16 protein-coding genes and 1 pseudogene are annotated in these 17907 nt (G+C 58.9%); 10 read left to right on the forward strand and 7 right to left on the reverse strand.

Going from position 1 to position 17907, the window contains the following annotated elements; translation table 11 throughout:
- Positions 1–21: 21 nt before the first annotated feature.
- Complete coding sequence (gene ilvA, locus GHO42_RS17095) at positions 22–1536, reverse strand: threonine ammonia-lyase, biosynthetic (protein WP_094999653.1); 1515 nt, start codon at positions 1534–1536, stop codon at positions 22–24.
- A 143-nt stretch (positions 1537–1679) separates the two neighbouring features.
- On the opposite strand from ilvA, the gene rpiA reads away from it, so the two are divergent.
- Positions 1680–2351: a ribose-5-phosphate isomerase RpiA gene (gene rpiA / locus GHO42_RS17100; protein ID WP_048361307.1), complete on the forward strand. Its 672-nt coding sequence runs from the start codon at positions 1680–1682 to the stop codon at positions 2349–2351.
- A gap of 103 nt (positions 2352–2454) precedes the next feature.
- Here the strand turns inward: rpiA and GHO42_RS17105 are convergent, their stop codons facing one another.
- Positions 2455–3369 carry an SdiA-regulated domain-containing protein gene (locus tag GHO42_RS17105; protein WP_095023162.1) on the reverse strand — a complete coding sequence of 305 codons (915 nt, stop codon included), beginning with the start codon at positions 3367–3369 and terminating at the stop codon, positions 2455–2457.
- A gap of 98 nt (positions 3370–3467) precedes the next feature.
- Positions 3468–4400, reverse strand: coding sequence for an SdiA-regulated domain-containing protein (locus GHO42_RS17110; protein ID WP_094999655.1), 933 nt, complete (start codon positions 4398–4400; stop codon positions 3468–3470).
- Positions 4401–4888: 488 nt separating this feature from the next.
- Here GHO42_RS17110 and GHO42_RS17115 point away from each other — a divergent pair, with 488 nt between their 5' ends.
- From GHO42_RS17115 to GHO42_RS17150, 8 genes are all read left to right on the forward strand, one after another.
- Entirely contained in the window at positions 4889–5698 is an 810-nt protein-coding gene (locus GHO42_RS17115; protein ID WP_153326270.1) for a hypothetical protein, read from the forward strand.
- 173 nt (positions 5699–5871) lie between these two features.
- Positions 5872–7113, forward strand: coding sequence for an SfnB family sulfur acquisition oxidoreductase (locus GHO42_RS17120; RefSeq protein ID WP_095023164.1), 1242 nt, complete (start codon positions 5872–5874; stop codon positions 7111–7113).
- 14 nt (positions 7114–7127) lie between these two features.
- On the forward strand, positions 7128–8324 hold the full coding sequence (locus GHO42_RS17125; protein WP_094999658.1) for an SfnB family sulfur acquisition oxidoreductase: 1197 nt from the start codon (positions 7128–7130) through the stop codon (positions 8322–8324).
- On the forward strand, positions 8324–9685 hold the full coding sequence (locus tag GHO42_RS17130; RefSeq protein WP_153326268.1) for an LLM class flavin-dependent oxidoreductase: 1362 nt from the start codon (positions 8324–8326) through the stop codon (positions 9683–9685). The genes GHO42_RS17125 and GHO42_RS17130 overlap by 1 nt, the downstream gene beginning before the upstream one ends.
- 113 nt (positions 9686–9798) lie before the next feature.
- Complete coding sequence (locus GHO42_RS17135; protein WP_094999660.1) at positions 9799–10590, forward strand: MetQ/NlpA family ABC transporter substrate-binding protein; 792 nt, start codon at positions 9799–9801, stop codon at positions 10588–10590.
- Positions 10591–10592: 2 nt separating this feature from the next.
- Entirely contained in the window at positions 10593–11714 is a 1122-nt protein-coding gene (locus GHO42_RS17140) for a methionine ABC transporter ATP-binding protein (RefSeq protein WP_095024836.1), read from the forward strand.
- The gene (locus tag GHO42_RS17145) at positions 11704–12348 is read left to right on the forward strand and encodes a methionine ABC transporter permease (RefSeq protein WP_094999662.1); all 645 of its coding nucleotides are present in this window, start codon (positions 11704–11706) and stop codon (positions 12346–12348) included. The genes GHO42_RS17140 and GHO42_RS17145 overlap by 11 nt, the downstream gene beginning before the upstream one ends.
- 41 nt (positions 12349–12389) lie before the next feature.
- The gene (locus GHO42_RS17150; protein ID WP_095017892.1) at positions 12390–13019 is read left to right on the forward strand and encodes a bifunctional 2-polyprenyl-6-hydroxyphenol methylase/3-demethylubiquinol 3-O-methyltransferase UbiG; all 630 of its coding nucleotides are present in this window, start codon (positions 12390–12392) and stop codon (positions 13017–13019) included.
- Positions 13020–13121: 102 nt separating this feature from the next.
- Here GHO42_RS17150 and GHO42_RS17155 read toward each other — a convergent pair whose 3' ends face one another.
- The 4 genes from GHO42_RS17155 to GHO42_RS17170 form a co-directional block, all read right to left on the reverse strand.
- Positions 13122–14351 (reverse strand): nucleoside recognition domain-containing protein, encoded by a 1230-nt coding sequence (locus GHO42_RS17155; RefSeq protein ID WP_094999664.1) that lies wholly within the window; start codon positions 14349–14351, stop codon positions 13122–13124.
- A 104-nt stretch (positions 14352–14455) separates the two neighbouring features.
- Positions 14456–15775, reverse strand: a complete 1320-nt coding sequence (gene gltP / locus GHO42_RS17160; protein ID WP_094999665.1) for a glutamate/aspartate:proton symporter GltP — start codon at positions 15773–15775, stop codon at positions 14456–14458.
- A gap of 610 nt (positions 15776–16385) precedes the next feature.
- Positions 16386–16550, reverse strand: a complete 165-nt coding sequence (locus GHO42_RS17165) for a DUF1328 domain-containing protein (RefSeq protein ID WP_019828122.1) — start codon at positions 16548–16550, stop codon at positions 16386–16388.
- Positions 16551–16632: 82 nt separating this feature from the next.
- Positions 16633–16917, reverse strand: a complete 285-nt coding sequence (locus GHO42_RS17170; RefSeq protein WP_094999666.1) for a hypothetical protein — start codon at positions 16915–16917, stop codon at positions 16633–16635.
- Positions 16918–17454: 537 nt separating this feature from the next.
- On the opposite strand from GHO42_RS17170, the pseudogene algB reads away from it, so the two are divergent.
- Positions 17455–17907: pseudogene (algB, locus tag GHO42_RS17175) on the forward strand (sigma-54-dependent response regulator transcription factor AlgB); the annotation flags it as partial.

Below are 17907 nucleotides of genomic sequence, written 5' to 3' on the forward strand. Positions count from 1 at the left end.
GTTCAATCAGCGTAGCGCCTATCAGCCAAGAAACAGCTGGTAGGCAGGGTTATCGCTCTCATCCCAGTACGGGTAGCCGATTTCTTCCAGCGCCGCCGGCACCAGATGGCGCTCGTCCGCCGGTACCTGCAGGCCGGCCATGACCCGGCCATCCGCCGCGCCGTGGTTGCGGTAATGGAACATCGAGATGTTCCAGCGCCCGCCCAGCTTGTTGAGGAAGTTGAACAGCGCCCCCGGCCGCTCCGGGAACTCGAAACGGAACAGCAGCTCATCGCTGACCTTCGCAGCATGGCCGCCAACCATATGACGGATATGCAACTTGGCCAGCTCGTTCTCGGTCAGGTCGACCACCGGGAAGCCCTGCTCAGTCAGACTGGCCAGCAGCGCGCTGCGGGGATCGTTCTCGGGGTGGGTCTGCACGCCAACGAAAATGTGCGCTTCGCTGCCAGTGTGGTAGCGGTAGTTGAACTCGGTGATCTGACGCTTGCCCACGGCCTGGCAGAACGCCTTGAAGCTACCCGGGACCTCAGGAATGGTCACCGCAATGATGGCTTCACGGCCTTCACCCAGCTCGGCCCGCTCGGCCACATGACGCAGTCGGTCAAAGTTGACGTTGGCACCGGAGTCGATTGCCACCAGGGTCTGGCCGCGCACGCCGCGCTGCTCGACGTACTTCTTGATTCCGGCCACGCCCAGCGCACCGGCAGGTTCGGTGATCGAGCGGGTATCGTCGAAGATATCCTTGATGGCTGCGCAGATCTCGTCAGTGCTGACGGTGATCACTTCATCCACATAGTCCTTGCAGATATCGAACGTGTGCTGGCCAATCTGCGCCACCGCCACGCCGTCGGCGAAAATCCCCACGGTTGGCAGCACCACGCGCTCGCCCGCCGCCATCGCGGCTTGCAGGCAGTTGGAGTCATCGGGCTCGACACCAATGATCTTGATGTCCGGGCGCAGGTACTTCACATACGCCGCAATACCGGCAATCAGCCCGCCGCCGCCGACCGGTACGAAGATCGCATCCAGCGGTGCCGGGTGCTGGCGCAGAATTTCCATCGCCACGGTGCCCTGCCCGGCAATGGTGTGCGGGTCATCGTAGGGGTGAACGTAGACGTAGCCTTCTTTCTCGACCAGTTGCAGCGAGTAGGCCAGCGCCTCGGGGAACGTGTCGCCATGCAGCACCACAATGCCACCACGGGAGCGCACGCCTTCGACCTTGATCTCGGGGGTGGTCTTGGGCATCACGATGGTCGCTTTGACCCCCAGCACCTTGGCCGCCAGGGCCAGGCCCTGGGCGTGATTGCCCGCTGACGCCGTCACCACGCCGCACGCGCGCTCGGCGTCGGTCAGGTGCATCAGTTTGTTGTAAGCGCCACGAATCTTGAACGAGTACACCGGCTGCAAATCTTCGCGCTTGAGCAAAATCTGGTTGCCCAACCGCTGGGTAAGCTGGTTGGCAGCTTGCAGTGGGGTTTCTACGGCAACGTCATAAACGCGCGAGGTGAGGATCTTCTTAACGTACTGTTCGAGCATCGGAAAGCTTCACTGGGCGGGTTGGCAGGGACCAAGGAGTCTACCCCAGCGTTTGCGCAGGCGACCATACGAATCCAAAGGTTTTAAAGCCTTGGGTTATACTCAGCTCCTTTCTTTTTCCCCCTTCCCGCCCCGGAGCCCGCATGACCCAGGATCAACTCAAACAGGCCGTAGCCCAGGCTGCTGTCGACTTCATCCTTCCAAAACTGGATGACAAGAGCATCGTCGGGGTCGGTACCGGCTCCACTGCCAACTGCTTTATCGATGCCCTGGCCCAGCACAAGGGCGCATTCGACGGCGCGGTTGCGAGCTCCGAAGCCACCGCCGCGCGTCTCAAGGGCCACGGCATTCCGGTGTACGAACTGAACACGGTCAGTGATCTTGAGTTCTACGTTGATGGCGCCGATGAAAGTGACGAAAACCTCAACCTGATCAAGGGCGGTGGCGCAGCCCTGACCCGCGAAAAAATCGTCGCCGCCGTGGCCAAGACCTTTATCTGCATCGCCGATGCTAGCAAGCTGGTTCCGGTGCTGGGCGCGTTCCCGCTGCCAGTTGAAGTTATTCCGATGGCCCGCAGCCACGTGGCCCGCGAGCTGGTAAAACTGGGCGGCGATCCGGTGTACCGCGAAGGTGTGGTTACGGACAACGGCAATATCATCATTGACGTGTTCAACATGCAGATCACCAACCCGGTTGAGCTGGAGCGTCAGATCAACGCCATCGTCGGTGTTGTGACCAACGGTCTGTTCGCCGCCCGCCCGGCCGACCTGCTGTTGCTGGGCACGCCTGAGGGCGTGAAAACCCTGAGCAAGTAACTGCGTCAGCAGGAAAATTTCAACTGTGGGAGCGAGCCTGCTCGCGAACGAACTTCGCGAGCAGGCTCGCTCCCACAAGAGAAAATGATCGGCCATTTCTCATCTACAAAGCCGGTTTTTTGAACACGTAAAACAGATTCGGCTCGCTCACCACATAGATAGTCCCTTCATCGTCCATCGCGACGCCTTCTGCCTGTGGCACTGAGCGGGTCAGACCGTGCTTGCCCTTCTTCAGCGACAGTGTGCTGATCGGTTGCCCGTCCAGACCCAGTTCAAGCAGCAATTTCGACTCATCTGACAGTGCCAGCAAATGCCCGGTGCGTTCGTCAAACTGCAAGCTCGACAAATCCCTTACAAACAACCGTGCATCCCGTCGCGGATTGCTCACAACATGGGTGGCATAAGGTTGCTGGGGGTTAGCTTGAGGGAAGCCGCGCACTTCATAAATCAGCATGGGGTCGCGCTCCTTGGCTACAAACAGGCGCTTGCCCACCGAGTCATAAGCCAAACCTTCAAAGCCCTTGTTGCCCGACTGATTGATCCCCAGCGTCAATTGCTCGGCATCCCGGGCATCAAGAACCCGGGTGTTGTCGTCGACCTTGACCTTGATCAGGCGCTGTTGACGTTCATCGGTAATGACGTAGGTATTCTCGCCAATAAATTCGACTGCCTCGGCATCGCCGAACCCGACCAGTGCAATGCGGCGCAAGACCCGGCCATCAAGGGACAGCTCGATCAGCTCGGCTTTCTTGTTGGTCACGGTAAACAGGCTCTTACGCAATGGATCGAAGGTCAGTGCCGAGACATCATCCTCAAGCCCTTCGATGACCTTGCCCTGCATTACGGCGCGGTAGTCTCCCAGGTTGATTGCATCAGGATTGGCGGGGTGCCACATCTGGCTGATCTGGAACCAGGTCCGTTCAAACAGGCGAAAATGTTGCGCGGCAAAGCCGGCGGCCAGCAAGGCCACCAGCGTTATACAGAGAGTAAAAACGGTAGTGCGGTTGACACGGCGCATGGGTCGAACTCTAAACAGATCAGGCCAATGAAATACCACGGCTGTCTGAATTGAACCTTAAACCTCAACGGGCAACATGTCTTGCGCGAGCGCGGGATTTATTTGGCCACCTTCTCGAAGCGATAAAACAGGTTCGGTTCGCTCACCATATACAGCGTGCCGTGTTCATCAATCGCGACACCTTCGGCCCGGGGAATGGTGTTCTTCAGGCCATTGAAGCCACCGAGCAAGGTGATGAAGCTGACCTGCTCACCCAGCTCATCGAGCTCCAGCAGCATGTGCGAATCGGCCGACAGAACGAGTGTATGGCCTGTACGCGGATCGATGCTCAGGGCCGACAGGTTGCGTAGATCCAGCTCATCGCTTGGCACTTTCTGCTTGCTGCCGGTTAGCACCTGGCTACCGTCGCTCTTCCATACAAACAACTGCGGCGGACGCTCTTCACCCAGCAGCAGTTGTTGGCGGCGAGGGTCCCAGGCAATGGCTTCGAAGGCCTTGTTCTGGTTTTTCGAAGGCCCAAGGTCGTACTTGGGGAAGTCGGCAATATTCAGGGACTTGGTGTCCGCGTCGATGTTGATGATGCTCAGCATATGCTCACGCTCATCGACAATGGCCAGCAGGCCGTTCTCCATGACTGTCAGGCCCTCCGGGTTGCTCCAGCCCACCAGCGGGATTTTGCGCAGTACGTCGCCATCCAGAGTCAGTTCCACGAGAAAAGGGTTTTTACCCATCACCGAGAACAGTGTTTTGGTCAGCGGGTTATAGGCCAGGTCCGATGCCTCGTCCTTTTCCATTCCCGGCAACACCTTGGCATCAATCACCGCCCTGTAGTCAGGTAGCCATATGCTTTCGTTCTGCTCGGACGGGCTCTCAAACCGCTCCAGTACCCACAACGCACCGCGGTCATCCCAATGCATGATCCACGCGAGCCCGTAGACCAATACCCCCACCAGTAATACCCAGGAATACCAGCGCATGCTGAAACGTGAGGACCGGGGAACAGGCGGTATCAACTGTGGGTTTGTTGCCATTTGAGTGGGCTTCCGAAATGTTGGGCCAGATCTAAATATCACAAAGCGGGCTGACCAGCTGCCTCGTGCATGGCGATTATGCAGACGGAGTGTGAAATAAATGGCAAAAACGCAAAAAAATCATGCTGGCTGAGGTCCCGAGTGATTGGGCGCGTGCAAAGGCCTGGTGAGAGAGGACCATTAAACAGCCTGTAAACTTAGACTGATGACTCATCGCTCATCGCCAGAACTACTTGTCATGCAACTTTAAAGTACTCTTTCAGTAGGAACATTCTGAATAATTCAGAGACATTTATATTACTTCTGTTCGCCCTTGACACTCATACCCACAGACTCTTATCTAATAAAAATAATCGAGCCCAGCCACTTGTCAAAAAGCAAATATTTATCGCGTTAACCATGTGCGGCCAGTACTCGGTGCTGAAAGCGAGGGCCGGTCTGCGCAGACGTGTACCGTTCCCTTACATACTGGAAAGGAATCTTTAAATATGCCCTTTACCTCATGTTTCAACAAACTCCCTCCGCCCGTACTTTCAAACTCCGCAAGGCATACTGTGTGCGCGCGCGCGGCCGAGCACTTGCTTATTACAATAAACCCTTACAAGAACATGGAAGAAGGTGACCTTGTCGAGTTGTTCTGGGATGGTTGCTATGTCGCCTCGCGGCAGATTTTCAAAGCCGGTATTGGCCAGCCTGTCATGTTAAGAGTGCCAGAGAGTTTTATTCAAAATGGTACGGCGCGCCTTTACTACCGGGTAATGCATATCGGCAGCAGCCCGGTTCTTTCTGCGCAACTTAAAATATTGGTCAAACTTGACTGCCCTGGCGGCGAAGCCATTGGCGACGAAAACCAGGGCCTGGCCCCGCTTGTAATTCCGCAGCCCATCCAGCGCTACGGGGTTAACCCAAGCCAGATGAAACGCGGTGTCCCGGTGAGTATCGAACCCTATCGCAACATGGCCAACAATGACGCCATCACCCTGCTCTGGGGGGGTGTACGCCTGGATTTGCCCAAACTGCGCAAAGTGGATATCGACAAACCCGTCAGCGTGTTCGTGCCCCCCCACATCATCCAGGAGGCTGGCGAAGACGCCAAGCTGGAAGTCACCTACTGCGTGATCGACCGCGTGGGCAACAATTCGCGCTGGGCACCGGCGCGAGTGCTCAAGGTAGGTGCCCCCAGGCTCTATCTCAACCCTGCCCCGAGGGAGGTACTGCACGCCGCAGAGCCCCGTCCCAACTGGCGTAACCAGGAGCAGGGAGCCAGGGAATCGTCTATCCATATTCCTAAAAGTTAGTTCTTAAAATTTTTATACTCGATTAGGGTATATGAACCGGACCACCGGACTCTCAGCTTTTATCCGCGCCGCACGAGCGGCGCTCCCATGAAACGTGAGGTAGGTATGGTCCGTAACACAATCACCCTTGTGCATAACGCCAGGGCATTGAGTGCAGCCAAGGAGCGCAACTAATGTCCAGCTTGGCCAATGCACACCTGCAAAGCGACCAGGATGTCGCGCCTCTGTTGCTGGCAGCGCAGGTTCTGCGCACCGACAACGAAGCCCTTGAGGCCGCACACACACTGGCAGCCAGTGCACGCGAACACGCGGGCAAACGCGACCAGCAACGCAAGCTGCCGTGGTCGCTCATAGAAGCCTTCACCCGCAGCGGCCTGGGCAGTATTTCCATTGCCCGCGAATTTGGCGGCCCCCAGGTGTCATTTGTGACCCTGGCTGAAGTGTTCGCGATCATCTCGGCTGCCGATCCGGCGCTGGGGCAAATCCCGCAAAATCAGGTCGGCATTCTCAGCCTGATCGCTGCCACGGCCACCCAGGCGCAAAAAGAACAACTGTTCTCCAGCGTGCTGCAAGGCTGGCGCATCGGCAATGCGGGCCCGGAACGCGGCAGCAAAAACACCTTGGACATTAAGGCCCGGATCATCGCCGATGGCGACGACTTCGCCATTAACGGTCAGAAGTTTTACTCCACCGGCGCCCTGTTCGCCCACTGGATTGCGGTAAAAGCCGTCAACGATGAAGGCAGGCAGGTCATGGCCTTCGTTCGTCGCGGTACACCAGGCTTGCGCGTCGTGGATGACTGGTCCGGTTTTGGTCAGCGCACCACCGCCAGCGGCACCGTATTGCTTAACAACGTGCGGGTGGAAGCCGAACAGGTGGTCGACAGTTCGCGTCTCAACGATGCTCCGAACATTCAAGGCGCCGTGTCGCAATTGATCCAGGCCGCCATTGACCTGGGCATTGCCCGCGGCGCCATTGCCGACACCCTGAGTTTTGTCCGCGAGCGCTCACGCCCGTGGATCGACGCCAAGGTCGAACGCAACAGCGATGATCCTTATGTGATTGCCGATATCGGCAAACTGCACATTGAACTGCACGCAGCCGAAGCCTTGTTGCGCAAAGCCGGACGCGTCCTGGACGAAGTCAGCGCGGCAGCGATCGACGCCCCTGGCGCTGCCCGCGCATCGATTGCGGTGGCCGAAGCCAAGGTGCTGAGCACCGAGCTGTCGCTGCTGGCCAGCGAAAAATTGTTCGAACTGGCCGGCAGCCGCGCCAGCCTTGCCGAGTTCAACCTCGACCGCCACTGGCGCAACGCCCGGGTGCACACCCTGCACGACCCGGTGCGCTGGAAATACCACGCCATCGGCGCGTATCGCCTCAACGGCACCCTGCCTGCCCGGCATTCCTGGATCTGACCCTGGAGACACCCATGTCACTGATATCCAAACAGGTCCCGGTTATCCACAGCGATGCCGAGGCCCTGAGCGTAGCCCGTGAACTGGCGGCGTTTTTCAAACGCGACAGTGCCCTGCGTGACCGCGAGCGGCGCTTGCCGTTTGATGAGCTTGAGCTGTTTTCCCATACCGGCCTGTGGGGCATCACCGTGCCCAAGGCCTACGGCGGCGCAGGCGTGTCCAGCGTCACCCTGGCGCAAGTGATCGCGCTGATCGCTGCGGCCGATGCCTCTCTGGGGCAAATCCCGCAAAACCACTTTTATGCACTCGAAGTTTTACGGGTCAATGGCACACACGAGCAAAAGCAGCGGCTCTATGCCGAAGTGCTGGCCGGAGAGCGCTTCGGCAATGCCCTGGCTGAAATCGGCACCAAGACTGCACACGATCGCACCACCCATCTGGCCCAGGCCGAACACGGCTACCGCATCACCGGCCGCAAGTTCTACGCCACTGGCGCACTGTATGCACAGCGGATACCTACCTCGGTTGTGGACGATAACGGCATCCAGCATCTTGCATTCGTGCGCCGCGACAGCGATGGCCTAAGCGTGATCGACGACTGGAGCGGTTTTGGCCAGCGCACTACGGGCAGCGGTTCGGTGGTTTTCGACAACGTACTGGTCGCAGCACAAGACGTGATCCCGTTTCAAAGCGCCTTCGAGCGTCCGACCCCGGTTGGCCCGCTGGCGCAGATCCTTCACGCGGCCATCGATACCGGTATCGCCCGCGCCGCCTTTGAAGACGCCCTGCATTTTGTGCGCAGCAAAACCCGGCCCTGGATTGATGCCACTACGGATATCGCCAGCGAAGACCCGCTGACCCTCAAAAGCTTCGGCCATTTGAGCGTACGTCTGCATGCCGCCGAAGCCCTGCTGGAACGTGCCGGAGCGTTTCTGGATATTGCTCAGAGCAACACCAGCGCCAGCACCGTCGCCGCAGCCTCGATTGCCATCGCAGAAGCCCGGGCCCTGAGTACAGAAATTTCCCTGGCCGCCGGCAGCACCCTGTTCGAGCTGGCGGGCAGCCAGGCCACCCTGGCCGAGCACGGCCTTGACCGTCACTGGCGCAACGCCCGCGTGCACACCCTGCATGACCCGGTGCGCTGGAAGTACCACGCGGTAGGCAATTACTACCTAAATGATGCCAACCCGCCATTGCGGGGGACCATCTGATGAGCAAAAAGAAGATTCTGATCAATGCCTTCAACATGAACTGCATTGGTCATATCAACCACGGTCTGTGGACCCACCCACGGGACAACTCGACCACCTTCAACACCCTTGAATACTGGACTGAGTTGGCGCAGCTGCTGGAACGCGGGCTGTTCGACGGGCTGTTTATCGCCGATATCGTGGGCGTGTATGACGTTTATCAACAATCGGTTGATATGCCGCTCAAAGAGGCGATCCAGCTACCGGTCAATGATCCACTGCTGCTGGTTTCGGCGATGGCTGCCGTCACCAAGAACCTCGGTTTTGGCCTGACCGCCAACCTGACCTACGAAACGCCGTATTTATTCGCGCGTCGCATGTCGATCCTGGACCACCTGACCCGCGGTCGCGTGGGCTGGAATATCGTCACCGGCTACCTCGACAGTGCAGCCAAAGCCATGGGCCTGACCGAACAGGTCGAGCATGACCGGCGCTACGATCAGGCCGATGAGTACCTGCAAGTGCTCTACAAGCTATGGGAAGGCAGCTGGGAAAACGACGCCGTGCTCAATGACCCGGCCCGGCGCATCTATGCCCGGCCCGACAAGGTGCACAAGATCAAACACGAAGGTGAGTTCTATCAGGTGGAGGGTTATCACCTTTGCGCACCGTCGCCGCAACGCACCCCGGTGCTGTTTCAGGCGGGCAGCTCGGATCGCGGCCTGGTGTTTGCCGGTCGCCATGCCGAGTGCGTGTTTATCAGCGGGCAGACCAAGGCAGCGACCAGAGCCCAGGTCGACAAGGTGCGCGCCAGCGCTGTGGCTGCGGGCCGCAACCCGGACGACATCAAGCTGTTTATGGGGATCAACGTGATCGTGGCGCCGACCGAGGCCCAGGCCCTGGCCAAGCGTGACGAGTACCTGAGCTATGCCAGTGCCGAAGCCGGCGTGGCGCACTTTTCCAGCTCCACGGGTATCGACTTTGCCGATTACGAACTGGACGAGCCGATCCAGTACGTGAAGAGCAACGCGATCCAGTCCGCGACCAAAGTGCTGCAAAACAACGACTGGACCCGGCGCAAGCTGCTTGAACAGCACGCCCTGGGCGGGCGTTACATCACGCTGGTGGGTTCGCCTGCGCAAGTGGCCGACGAGCTGGAATCCTGGATTGCAGAAACCGGCCTGGACGGGTTCAACCTGACCCGCATCGTCACCCCTGAAAGCTACGTCGATTTTATCGACCTGGTGGTCCCCGAACTGCAGCGCCGGGGCTCTTATAAAACCGCTTATGACACTGGCAGCCTGCGTCAGAAGCTGTTTGTGGAAGGCGATGCGCACTTGCCGCAACGCCATACAGGTGCGGCCTTCAGGCACAGCGCATAACTGTTTTTTTGTGGGAGCGAGCCTGCTCGCGAAGCTTGCAGGACTGCCAAACTTTCGCGAGCAGGCTCGCTCCCACAGGGTTCGAATTCCGACTCTTTGACTGGGCAATTATCATGAACAAAAAACACGCACTGGTTCTGGCCCTCGGGCTGTTTAGCGGTTTGCTCCACGCGGCCGACAAGCCGCTCAAGGTCGGTACCACCGCCGCGTTCGCCATTCCCCTGGAAACCGCAGTGGCCGAGGCCGACAAGCAAGGGCTCAAGGTCGAGCTGGTGGAGTTCACCGACTGGATCGCACCCAACGTCAGCCTGGCCAGCGGCGATATCGATGTGAATTACTTCCAGCACATCCCGTTCCTGGAAAACGCCAAGGCCGCCGCCGGGTTCGATTTGGCACCCTACGCCAAAGGCATCATCAACAACGTGGGCCTGTACTCGAAAAAATACAAAAGCCTCGACGCCCTGCCTGAAGGCGCAACTGTTGCCATCGCCAATGACCCGATCAATAGCGGGCGTGGCCTGCAACTGCTGGCCAAGGCCGGGCTGATTACACTCAAGCCGGGCGTTGGCTACAAGGCGACGGAAGAGGACATCATCGCCAACCCGAAAAAGATCAAGATCCTGCAGGTTGAGGCCGTGCAACTGGTACGCGCCTACGACGATGCCGACCTGGTGCAGGGTTATCCAGCCTACATTCGCCTGTCGAAAACCTTCGATGCCGAGTCGGCCTTGCTGTTCGACGGCATCGACCACCCCGAGTATGTGATTCAGTTCGTGATCCAGCCCAAGAACAAAGACGACCCGCGTCTGGCCAAATTTATTGATATCTATCAGCACTCGCCAGTGGTCAAAGCTGCGCTGGATAAGACCTACGGCACTCTGTACCAGCCCGGCTGGGGAGGCTGACCATGAATGTGGCCATTGCTCGCGAGCGGCTCGATCAGCCGCAGCCCGGCGCCAACCACACCGAGCTGCACCCTGAGTTGAGCCACGCCCATGTGCGTTTTATCGGTATCGGCAAAACCTATGACGGCCGCCAGGGCCCTGTGGATGCCCTCACGGGTATTGATCTGGCAATCCAGCGCGGGGAGATCTTCGGCATCATCGGGCGCAGCGGTGCTGGCAAGTCGTCGTTGATTCGCACCATCAACCGCCTCGAACAGCCTACCCGCGGCCGCGTGCTGATCGATCAGGTCGATATCGCCAGCTTTGACGAAGACAAGCTGGTGGCGCTGCGGCGCAAGATCGGCATGATCTTCCAGCACTTCAACCTGATGTCGGCCAAAACCGTATGGCAGAACGTCGAGTTGCCACTCAAGGTGGCGGGCGTGCCCAAGCTGCAACGGGAGCAGAAGGTGCGTGAGCTGCTGGAGCTGGTTGGCCTGCAAGGCAAGCACACGGCTTACCCGGCGCAACTGTCGGGCGGGCAAAAACAGCGTGTGGGCATTGCCCGTGCGCTGGTGCACGATCCGGCGATTTTGCTGTGCGACGAAGCCACCTCGGCCCTGGACCCCGAAACCACTCAGTCGATCCTCGGTCTGCTGCGCGAAATCAACCAGCGCCTGGGCCTGACCATCATCCTCATTACCCATGAAATGGCCGTGATTCGTGATATCTGTCACCGCGTAGTGGTACTGGAGCAAGGTCGCGTGGTCGAGCAAGGCCCTGTGTGGCAGGTCTTCGGCGATCCTCAGCATGACGTCAGCAAGACCCTGCTGGCGCCCTTGCAGGCGACCCTGCCTGAAGCGCTGCGTAACCGTATTTCGGCGCAGGCACAGTCCGCACAAGCCAGCGTGATCTTGCGCCTGCGTTTTACCGGCCGGCTGGCCCAAGAGCCCGACCTGGGAGCGCTGTTCAGCGCGCTGGGAGGGCAAGTGCGGCTGCTCCACGGCGGCGTCGAACACATCCAGGGGCATGCCCTGGGGCAACTGCTGCTCAGCGTAACCAGCACTTCGCTGGGCGCCGAAGAGCTGCGCAAACGGGCCGGGCAATGGGCACAACAGGTCGAGGTAGTGGGCTATGGGATTTGATCGTTTGTGGCAGGGGGTGATCGACACCTTCCTGATGGTCGGTGTGTCGTCGCTGATCGCGCTGGTTCTGGGCATACCGCTGGCGGTGATCCTGGTCACCAGCGGCAAAGGCGGGATTTATCAAGCCCCCACACTGAACAAGGCTCTGGGTGCGTTCGTCAATCTGTTCCGTTCAATCCCGTTTCTGATTTTGATGGTGGCATTGATCCCGTTCACCCGCCTGATTGTGGGCACTACCTACGGCGTATGGGCGGCGGTCGTACCGCTGACCATCGCCGCCACACCGTTTTTTGCACGCATAGCTGAAGTCAGCCTGCGTGAGGTGGATCACGGTTTGATTGAAGCCGCCCAAGCCATGGGCTGTAAGCGCCATCACATTATCTGGCACGTACTGCTGCCCGAAGCCTTACCCGGCATCGTCGGCGGTTTTACCATCACCCTGGTGACGATGATCAATTCGTCGGCCATGGCCGGTGCGATTGGTGCCGGCGGGCTGGGTGACATCGCGTACCGCTATGGTTACCAGCGCTTCGACTCGCAGGTGATGCTGACCGTGATCGTATTGCTGGTGATTCTGGTGGCCGTGATTCAGCTGGGTGGTGACCGCCTGGCCCTGGCACTGAACAAACGCTGAGGTATAGTCGGCGGCCAGCCCTGCCGCCGACCGAGCCTGCGATGACCCTCGATGCAAAAACTCTCGAACAGATTGCCGCCACGACCCTGAGCCACTATCAACAGAGCGCCGAGGGCTTCCGTGAAGGCACCCGCGACCATGACGTGAGCCAGAACATCGACGCCCTGTTGCGTCATATTCAAGGTTCGGCGCCCTTCACTGTCCTGGATTTCGGCTGCGGGCCGGGTCGCGACCTGCAGGCTTTCACCCGCCTCGGGCATGTGGCAATCGGGCTGGACGGCACCGAACGCTTCACCCAAATGGCCCGCGAAGACAGCGGCTGTGAAGTGTGGCACCAGGACTTCCTCAAGCTCGACTTGCCCGCTGAACGCTTCGACGGCATCTTCGCCAATGCTTCGTTGTTCCATGTGCCGACCCAGGAACTGGGTCAGGTGCTGGGCAAGCTGCATGCAGCCCTGAAATCCGGCGGCGTACTGCTCAGTTCCAACCCGCGCGGCGACAACCGCGAAGGCTGGAACGGTGAGCGTTACGGGGCTTATCACGATCTGCAGAACTGGCGGACGATGCTGACGGCTGCAGGGTTTGCCGAGCTGGAGCACTACTACCGCCCGGCGGGCTTGCCCCGTGACCAGCAACCGTGGCTGGTGAGTGTGTGGCGTAAAACCCTGTAAACCTGTGGGAGCGGGCTTGCTCGCGATGCAGGCAACACGGTTTACCTGCGTGGCCGCGGTGATGCCATCGCGAGCAAGCCCGCTCCCACAAGGTGGCCTGGGTTAGCCGAAGAACCAGTAGCACACCGCAATCGCCGCCACCACGCCGGCAAACTCGGCCAGCAGGGCGCAACCCACCGCATGCCGGGCACGCTGGATGCCCACGGCGCCGAAGTACACCGCCAGCACATAGAACGTGGTTTCCGTGCTGCCCTGCACCGTGGCCGCCACCAGCGCCGGGAAGCTGTCCACACCCTGGGTCTGCATGGTCTCGATCAGCAAGGCCCGCGCCGCACTGCCCGAAAAGGGTTTGACCATGGCCGTTGGCAGCGCATCGACAAAGCGCGTATCCCAACCCAGCCACTCAACCACATGGCGAATACCGTCCAGGCCAAAATCCAGTGCCCCGGAAGCACGCAGCACACCCACCGCGCACAGCATCGCCACCAGATACGGCAACAGGTTTTTCGCGACGTCGAAGCCTTCCTTGGCCCCTTCCACAAACGCTTCGTAGACCTTGACCTTGCGCAGCGCCCCGATCACCAGAAACAGCATGATCAGGCCGAACAGCGTGAGGTTGCCCAGGATCGACGACAAGCTGGCCAGCGCCGTGGCTGACAGGGTCGCCAGCAATGCCATGAAACCGCCCAGGATCAGCGCGCCAGGCACCAGGTACGCCAGCACCACCGGGTCCCACAGACGCAGGCGCTGGACAATGGCCACCGACAGCAAGCCGACCAGGGTCGAGGCGCTGGTGGCCAGCAGGATCGGCAGGAATACCAGTGTCGGGTCCGGCGCCCCTTGCTGGGCACGGTACATGAAGATAGTGACCGGCAGCAGGGTCAGGGACGAGGCGTTGAGCACCAGAAACAGGATCTGTGCATTACTCGCACTGGTCGGGCTCGGGTTGAGCTCTTGCAGGGCACGCATGGCCTTGAGGCCGATGGGCGTGGCCGCGTTATCCAGCCCCAGGCCGTTGGCGGCGAAGTTCAGGGTGATAAAGCCCAGCGCCGGATGCCCAGGCGGGACTTCCGGCATCAGGCGCTTGAACAGAGGTCCCAGGGCCCTGCCCAGCCAATCGACGATGCCGGCTTTTTCGGCAATGCGCAGAAAACCCAGCCATAACGTCAGCGTGCCGAAGAGCAAGATCATCACTTCGACGGACAACTTGGCCATGGCGAAGATGCTTTCCACGATCGCCGAGAAGATCCCCGCGTTGCCCCCCACCAGCCATTGGGCGAGCGCCGACACCGTAGCGACGACGAAAAAGCTGAGCCATAGGCCGTTGAGCATCAAGAAAACTCCTGGAAGATGATGCGAATGATAGCGGCCTACCCCCAGAAACAACAAACCCCGGCCAGGGCCGGGGTTTGTGGGAGTTGCACTACCAGGCGAGGTTACTCACCTTTTGGCAGGGCTTCCTTGCTGCGCCAGTGCGGCAGCGAGTTCCAGTAGCGCTCGCCCTTGGCGTTGTCGTACATGCCTTCCCAACGGGAGATTACCAGTACCGCCAGGGCGTTACCGATCACGTTCAGGGCTGTACGGGCCATGTCCATCACACGGTCAACACCGGCGATAAAGGCCAGGCCTTCCAGCGGGATACCCACGCTGCCCAGGGTCGCCAGCAGTACCACGAAGGATACGCCTGGTACACCGGCGATGCCTTTGGAGGTCACCATCAGGGTCAGTACCAGCAGCAGTTGCTGGCTGATCGACAAGTCGATGCCATACAGCTGGGCGATAAAGATTGCCGCGATGCTCTGGTACAGGGTCGAGCCGTCAAGGTTGAACGAGTAGCCGGTCGGTACCACAAAGCTGCAGATCGCTTTCGGGCAGCCGTAGGCTTCCATCTTCTCGATCACGCGTGGCAGCACGGTTTCGGAGCTGGCGGTGGAGTAAGCCAGAACCAGTTCATCCTTGAAGATACGGATCAGCTTGAACACCGAGAAGCCGAACAGCTTGGCAATCAGGCCCAGCACCGCAACGGCGAAGAACAGGATGGCGCCGTAAACCAGCAGCACCAGCTTGGCCAGAGGCACCAGCGAGGCGAAACCGAAGTTGGCGACGGTCACGGCGATCAGGGCGAACACACCGATTGGCGCGTAGTTCATGATCATGTGAGTGACTTTGAACATCGACTCGGACACGCCCTGGAAGGTTTTCACCAGCGGGTCGCGCAGTTCGGCGTTCAGGCTCGACAAACCGAGACCGAAGAGCACCGAGAAGAAGATGATCGGCAACATCTCACCGCGAGCCATGGCCGCGAAGATGTTCGATGGAATCAGGTTGAGGATGGTCTCGATAAACGCATGTTCATGCGTGACTTCAGCTGCCGTGGCTGCGTACTTGGAAATATCGACCGTGCCCAGGGTGCTCATGTCGATCCCGGCACCGGGTTGGAACACGTTGGCCAGCACCAGGCCGACCAGGATCGCGATGGTGGTGACCACCTCGAAGTAAATGATGGTTTTAAAACCGATACGACCGAGTTTCTTCGCATCTCCCACGCCTGCAATCCCGACAACCAGTGAAGAAATCACGATTGGGATTACGATCATCTTGATCAGACGGATAAAGATATCGCCGGCAGGTTGCAGAACGTTACTGATCCACCAGGCCTTTTCAGCACTGAAATGGTTAAGCAGCGCGCCGATTGCAATCCCGAGGACCAGACCAATCAGGATCTGCCAGGCGAGGCTAAGTTTTGCCTTCTTCATGTCATTACCCTTACTTCAAGTGGACTCGGGCAGAGGCTCTGAATAGAGCGCTTGAAAGCGCAAAAAGCAGAAACCGCCACCCCCGTAGAAGGTCGCCCAAACCGAGCCCGAAAGGCTCTTTGGCAGGCGAAAAAAGGCGCAACTATTCCCATGCATGAGGTGGCCGTCTAATGCCGTAAACGCCTACCCTATGCCGAATCGGCATGGGTTTTGTCCGACAAGACCTCAAATCGCCCCTCCTGAGAATCCACAGAATAGACGACATAAGTGCCGTAGACCGGCTGTTTCAAGGTCTTTTTGGCTAAGGAGGGGGTGGCATTAAGCCGCTTATATCCAAGAAATATCCGACAACACAAATCAGATATAAGTCCGGGCTATTTTTCTACTAGTCGATATACGGTCGACGTTTCGAAGTGCTGTTCAGGCCACATTTGTTTTCAAAAAAATGAACCCTGATAAGGCATTACAGCCGCCGAAAGATTTTCTCCGGGCACAAAAAAACCAAGGTAGAACCTTGGCTGCCTGCATCCATGTAACCGGTTTCATGCCCCTCGGCCGCCGCCCGTTACCAGGACAGCGACCGTAGCCTTAAAGGAGGGGGCGGTCATCTCTAGCCTCGACCGCGGCGACCAAAGATAAAGGACACCACAAACATCACCAGGAACACGACAAAGAGAATCTTGGCGATGCCGGTAGCGGTGCCCGCAATACCACCGAAGCCCAGGACAGCAGCGATGATGGCGATAATCAGGAAGGTAATGGCCCAACTCAACATGGTGATTCTCCTTATTACTGTGCGAAACAGGGTGATGAGGGTGTGTCTCGACGCCCGATCAGGGCCTCAAGGTTGTGAACACTTAAAACACCCAACGTTCAGGTGCTGGTTGCGAGCGGGCGATTTGGGTTTCGTCCGAGGCTGCGAGTTCGTAACGGCCAGTGGTATCAGACACTGGGCCAAATGCCTTGAAGTGCTGCTGGGGAGCGATGTAGTGCTGTGCAGCGGCAACCGGCTGCGGTGCTTGCTCCAACCGGCCCAACTGCTGACCACCGATCAGGGTCACCGACAACGCAAGGCTGGCGAACAGACCTTGTTGCAGATGCAATGACGAAACACGCAAGTTGGAGAATTCGTGAATATTCATGTTCAAACTCCTGCCACCCGGTGGTCAATGTGAGGTTGAGCCGCTCTGTGCGACGCTCTGTACAAGGGTAATTGCAGGGGCCGTGCCAGCTTTTGGCACAATAAAAAACCGTTATAAATCAATATGTTATCTATTTGTTCGGATGGATTTGACGCGCAACCTGCACGATGCCCGGCCTGCGGGTCGGGCGTTCTGCACGATCAGGGGATACCACACGTCGCGTAGCAGCTGACTCGCGGAGCGAGGCTGCGTGCGGCGGCACAGCCGTCGCAAATCAGACACCACGGTGTGCCAGTAAAATTCGGTTTTCAGGGTTTACGACGGCTTCGCCGTCGGACGCAGCCTTGCTCCGCGAGTCAGCTGCTGCGAGAGGGATTAATTTCGACCTGCGACTCAACGCAAAAAGCCGCAAAATCAGCCAGTTACCTTATGCAGGCCAGAGCCTTCGGTGCTAGCCTCGGAATCAATCAGAAAAATCATGCAACTTGCCCGATTATTCCGACACTAACCAAGACCACATATAAAGGAACGTAGGAAATGGATTCAGCCAAAGAGCAACAGGGCCGCATTCTGCTGGTCGACGATGAGTCCGCCATCCTGCGTACATTCCGCTATTGCCTCGAAGACGAGGGCTACACTGTCGCCACCGCCAACAGCGCAGCGCAGGCCGACGCACTGCTGCAACGACAGGTGTTTGATCTGTGTTTTCTCGATCTGCGCCTGGGCGAAGACAACGGTCTGGATGTGCTGGCTCAAATGCGTATCCAGGCGCCGTGGATGCGTGTTGTGATAGTCACTGCCCACTCGGCCGTCGATACAGCCGTTGATGCGATCCAGGCAGGTGCCGCCGATTATCTGGTCAAGCCGTGCAGCCCCGACCAGCTAAGGCTGGCCACGGCCAAGCAACTGGAAGTGCGCCAGTTGGCGGCCCGGCTTGAAGCCCTGGAGGGTGAAGTACGCAAGCCCAAAGAAGGCCTCGACTCCCATAGC

It is taken from the genome of Pseudomonas sp. FSL R10-0056 (assembly GCF_009600105.1).
GTDB lineage: Bacteria > Pseudomonadota > Gammaproteobacteria > Pseudomonadales > Pseudomonadaceae > Aquipseudomonas > Aquipseudomonas bubulae.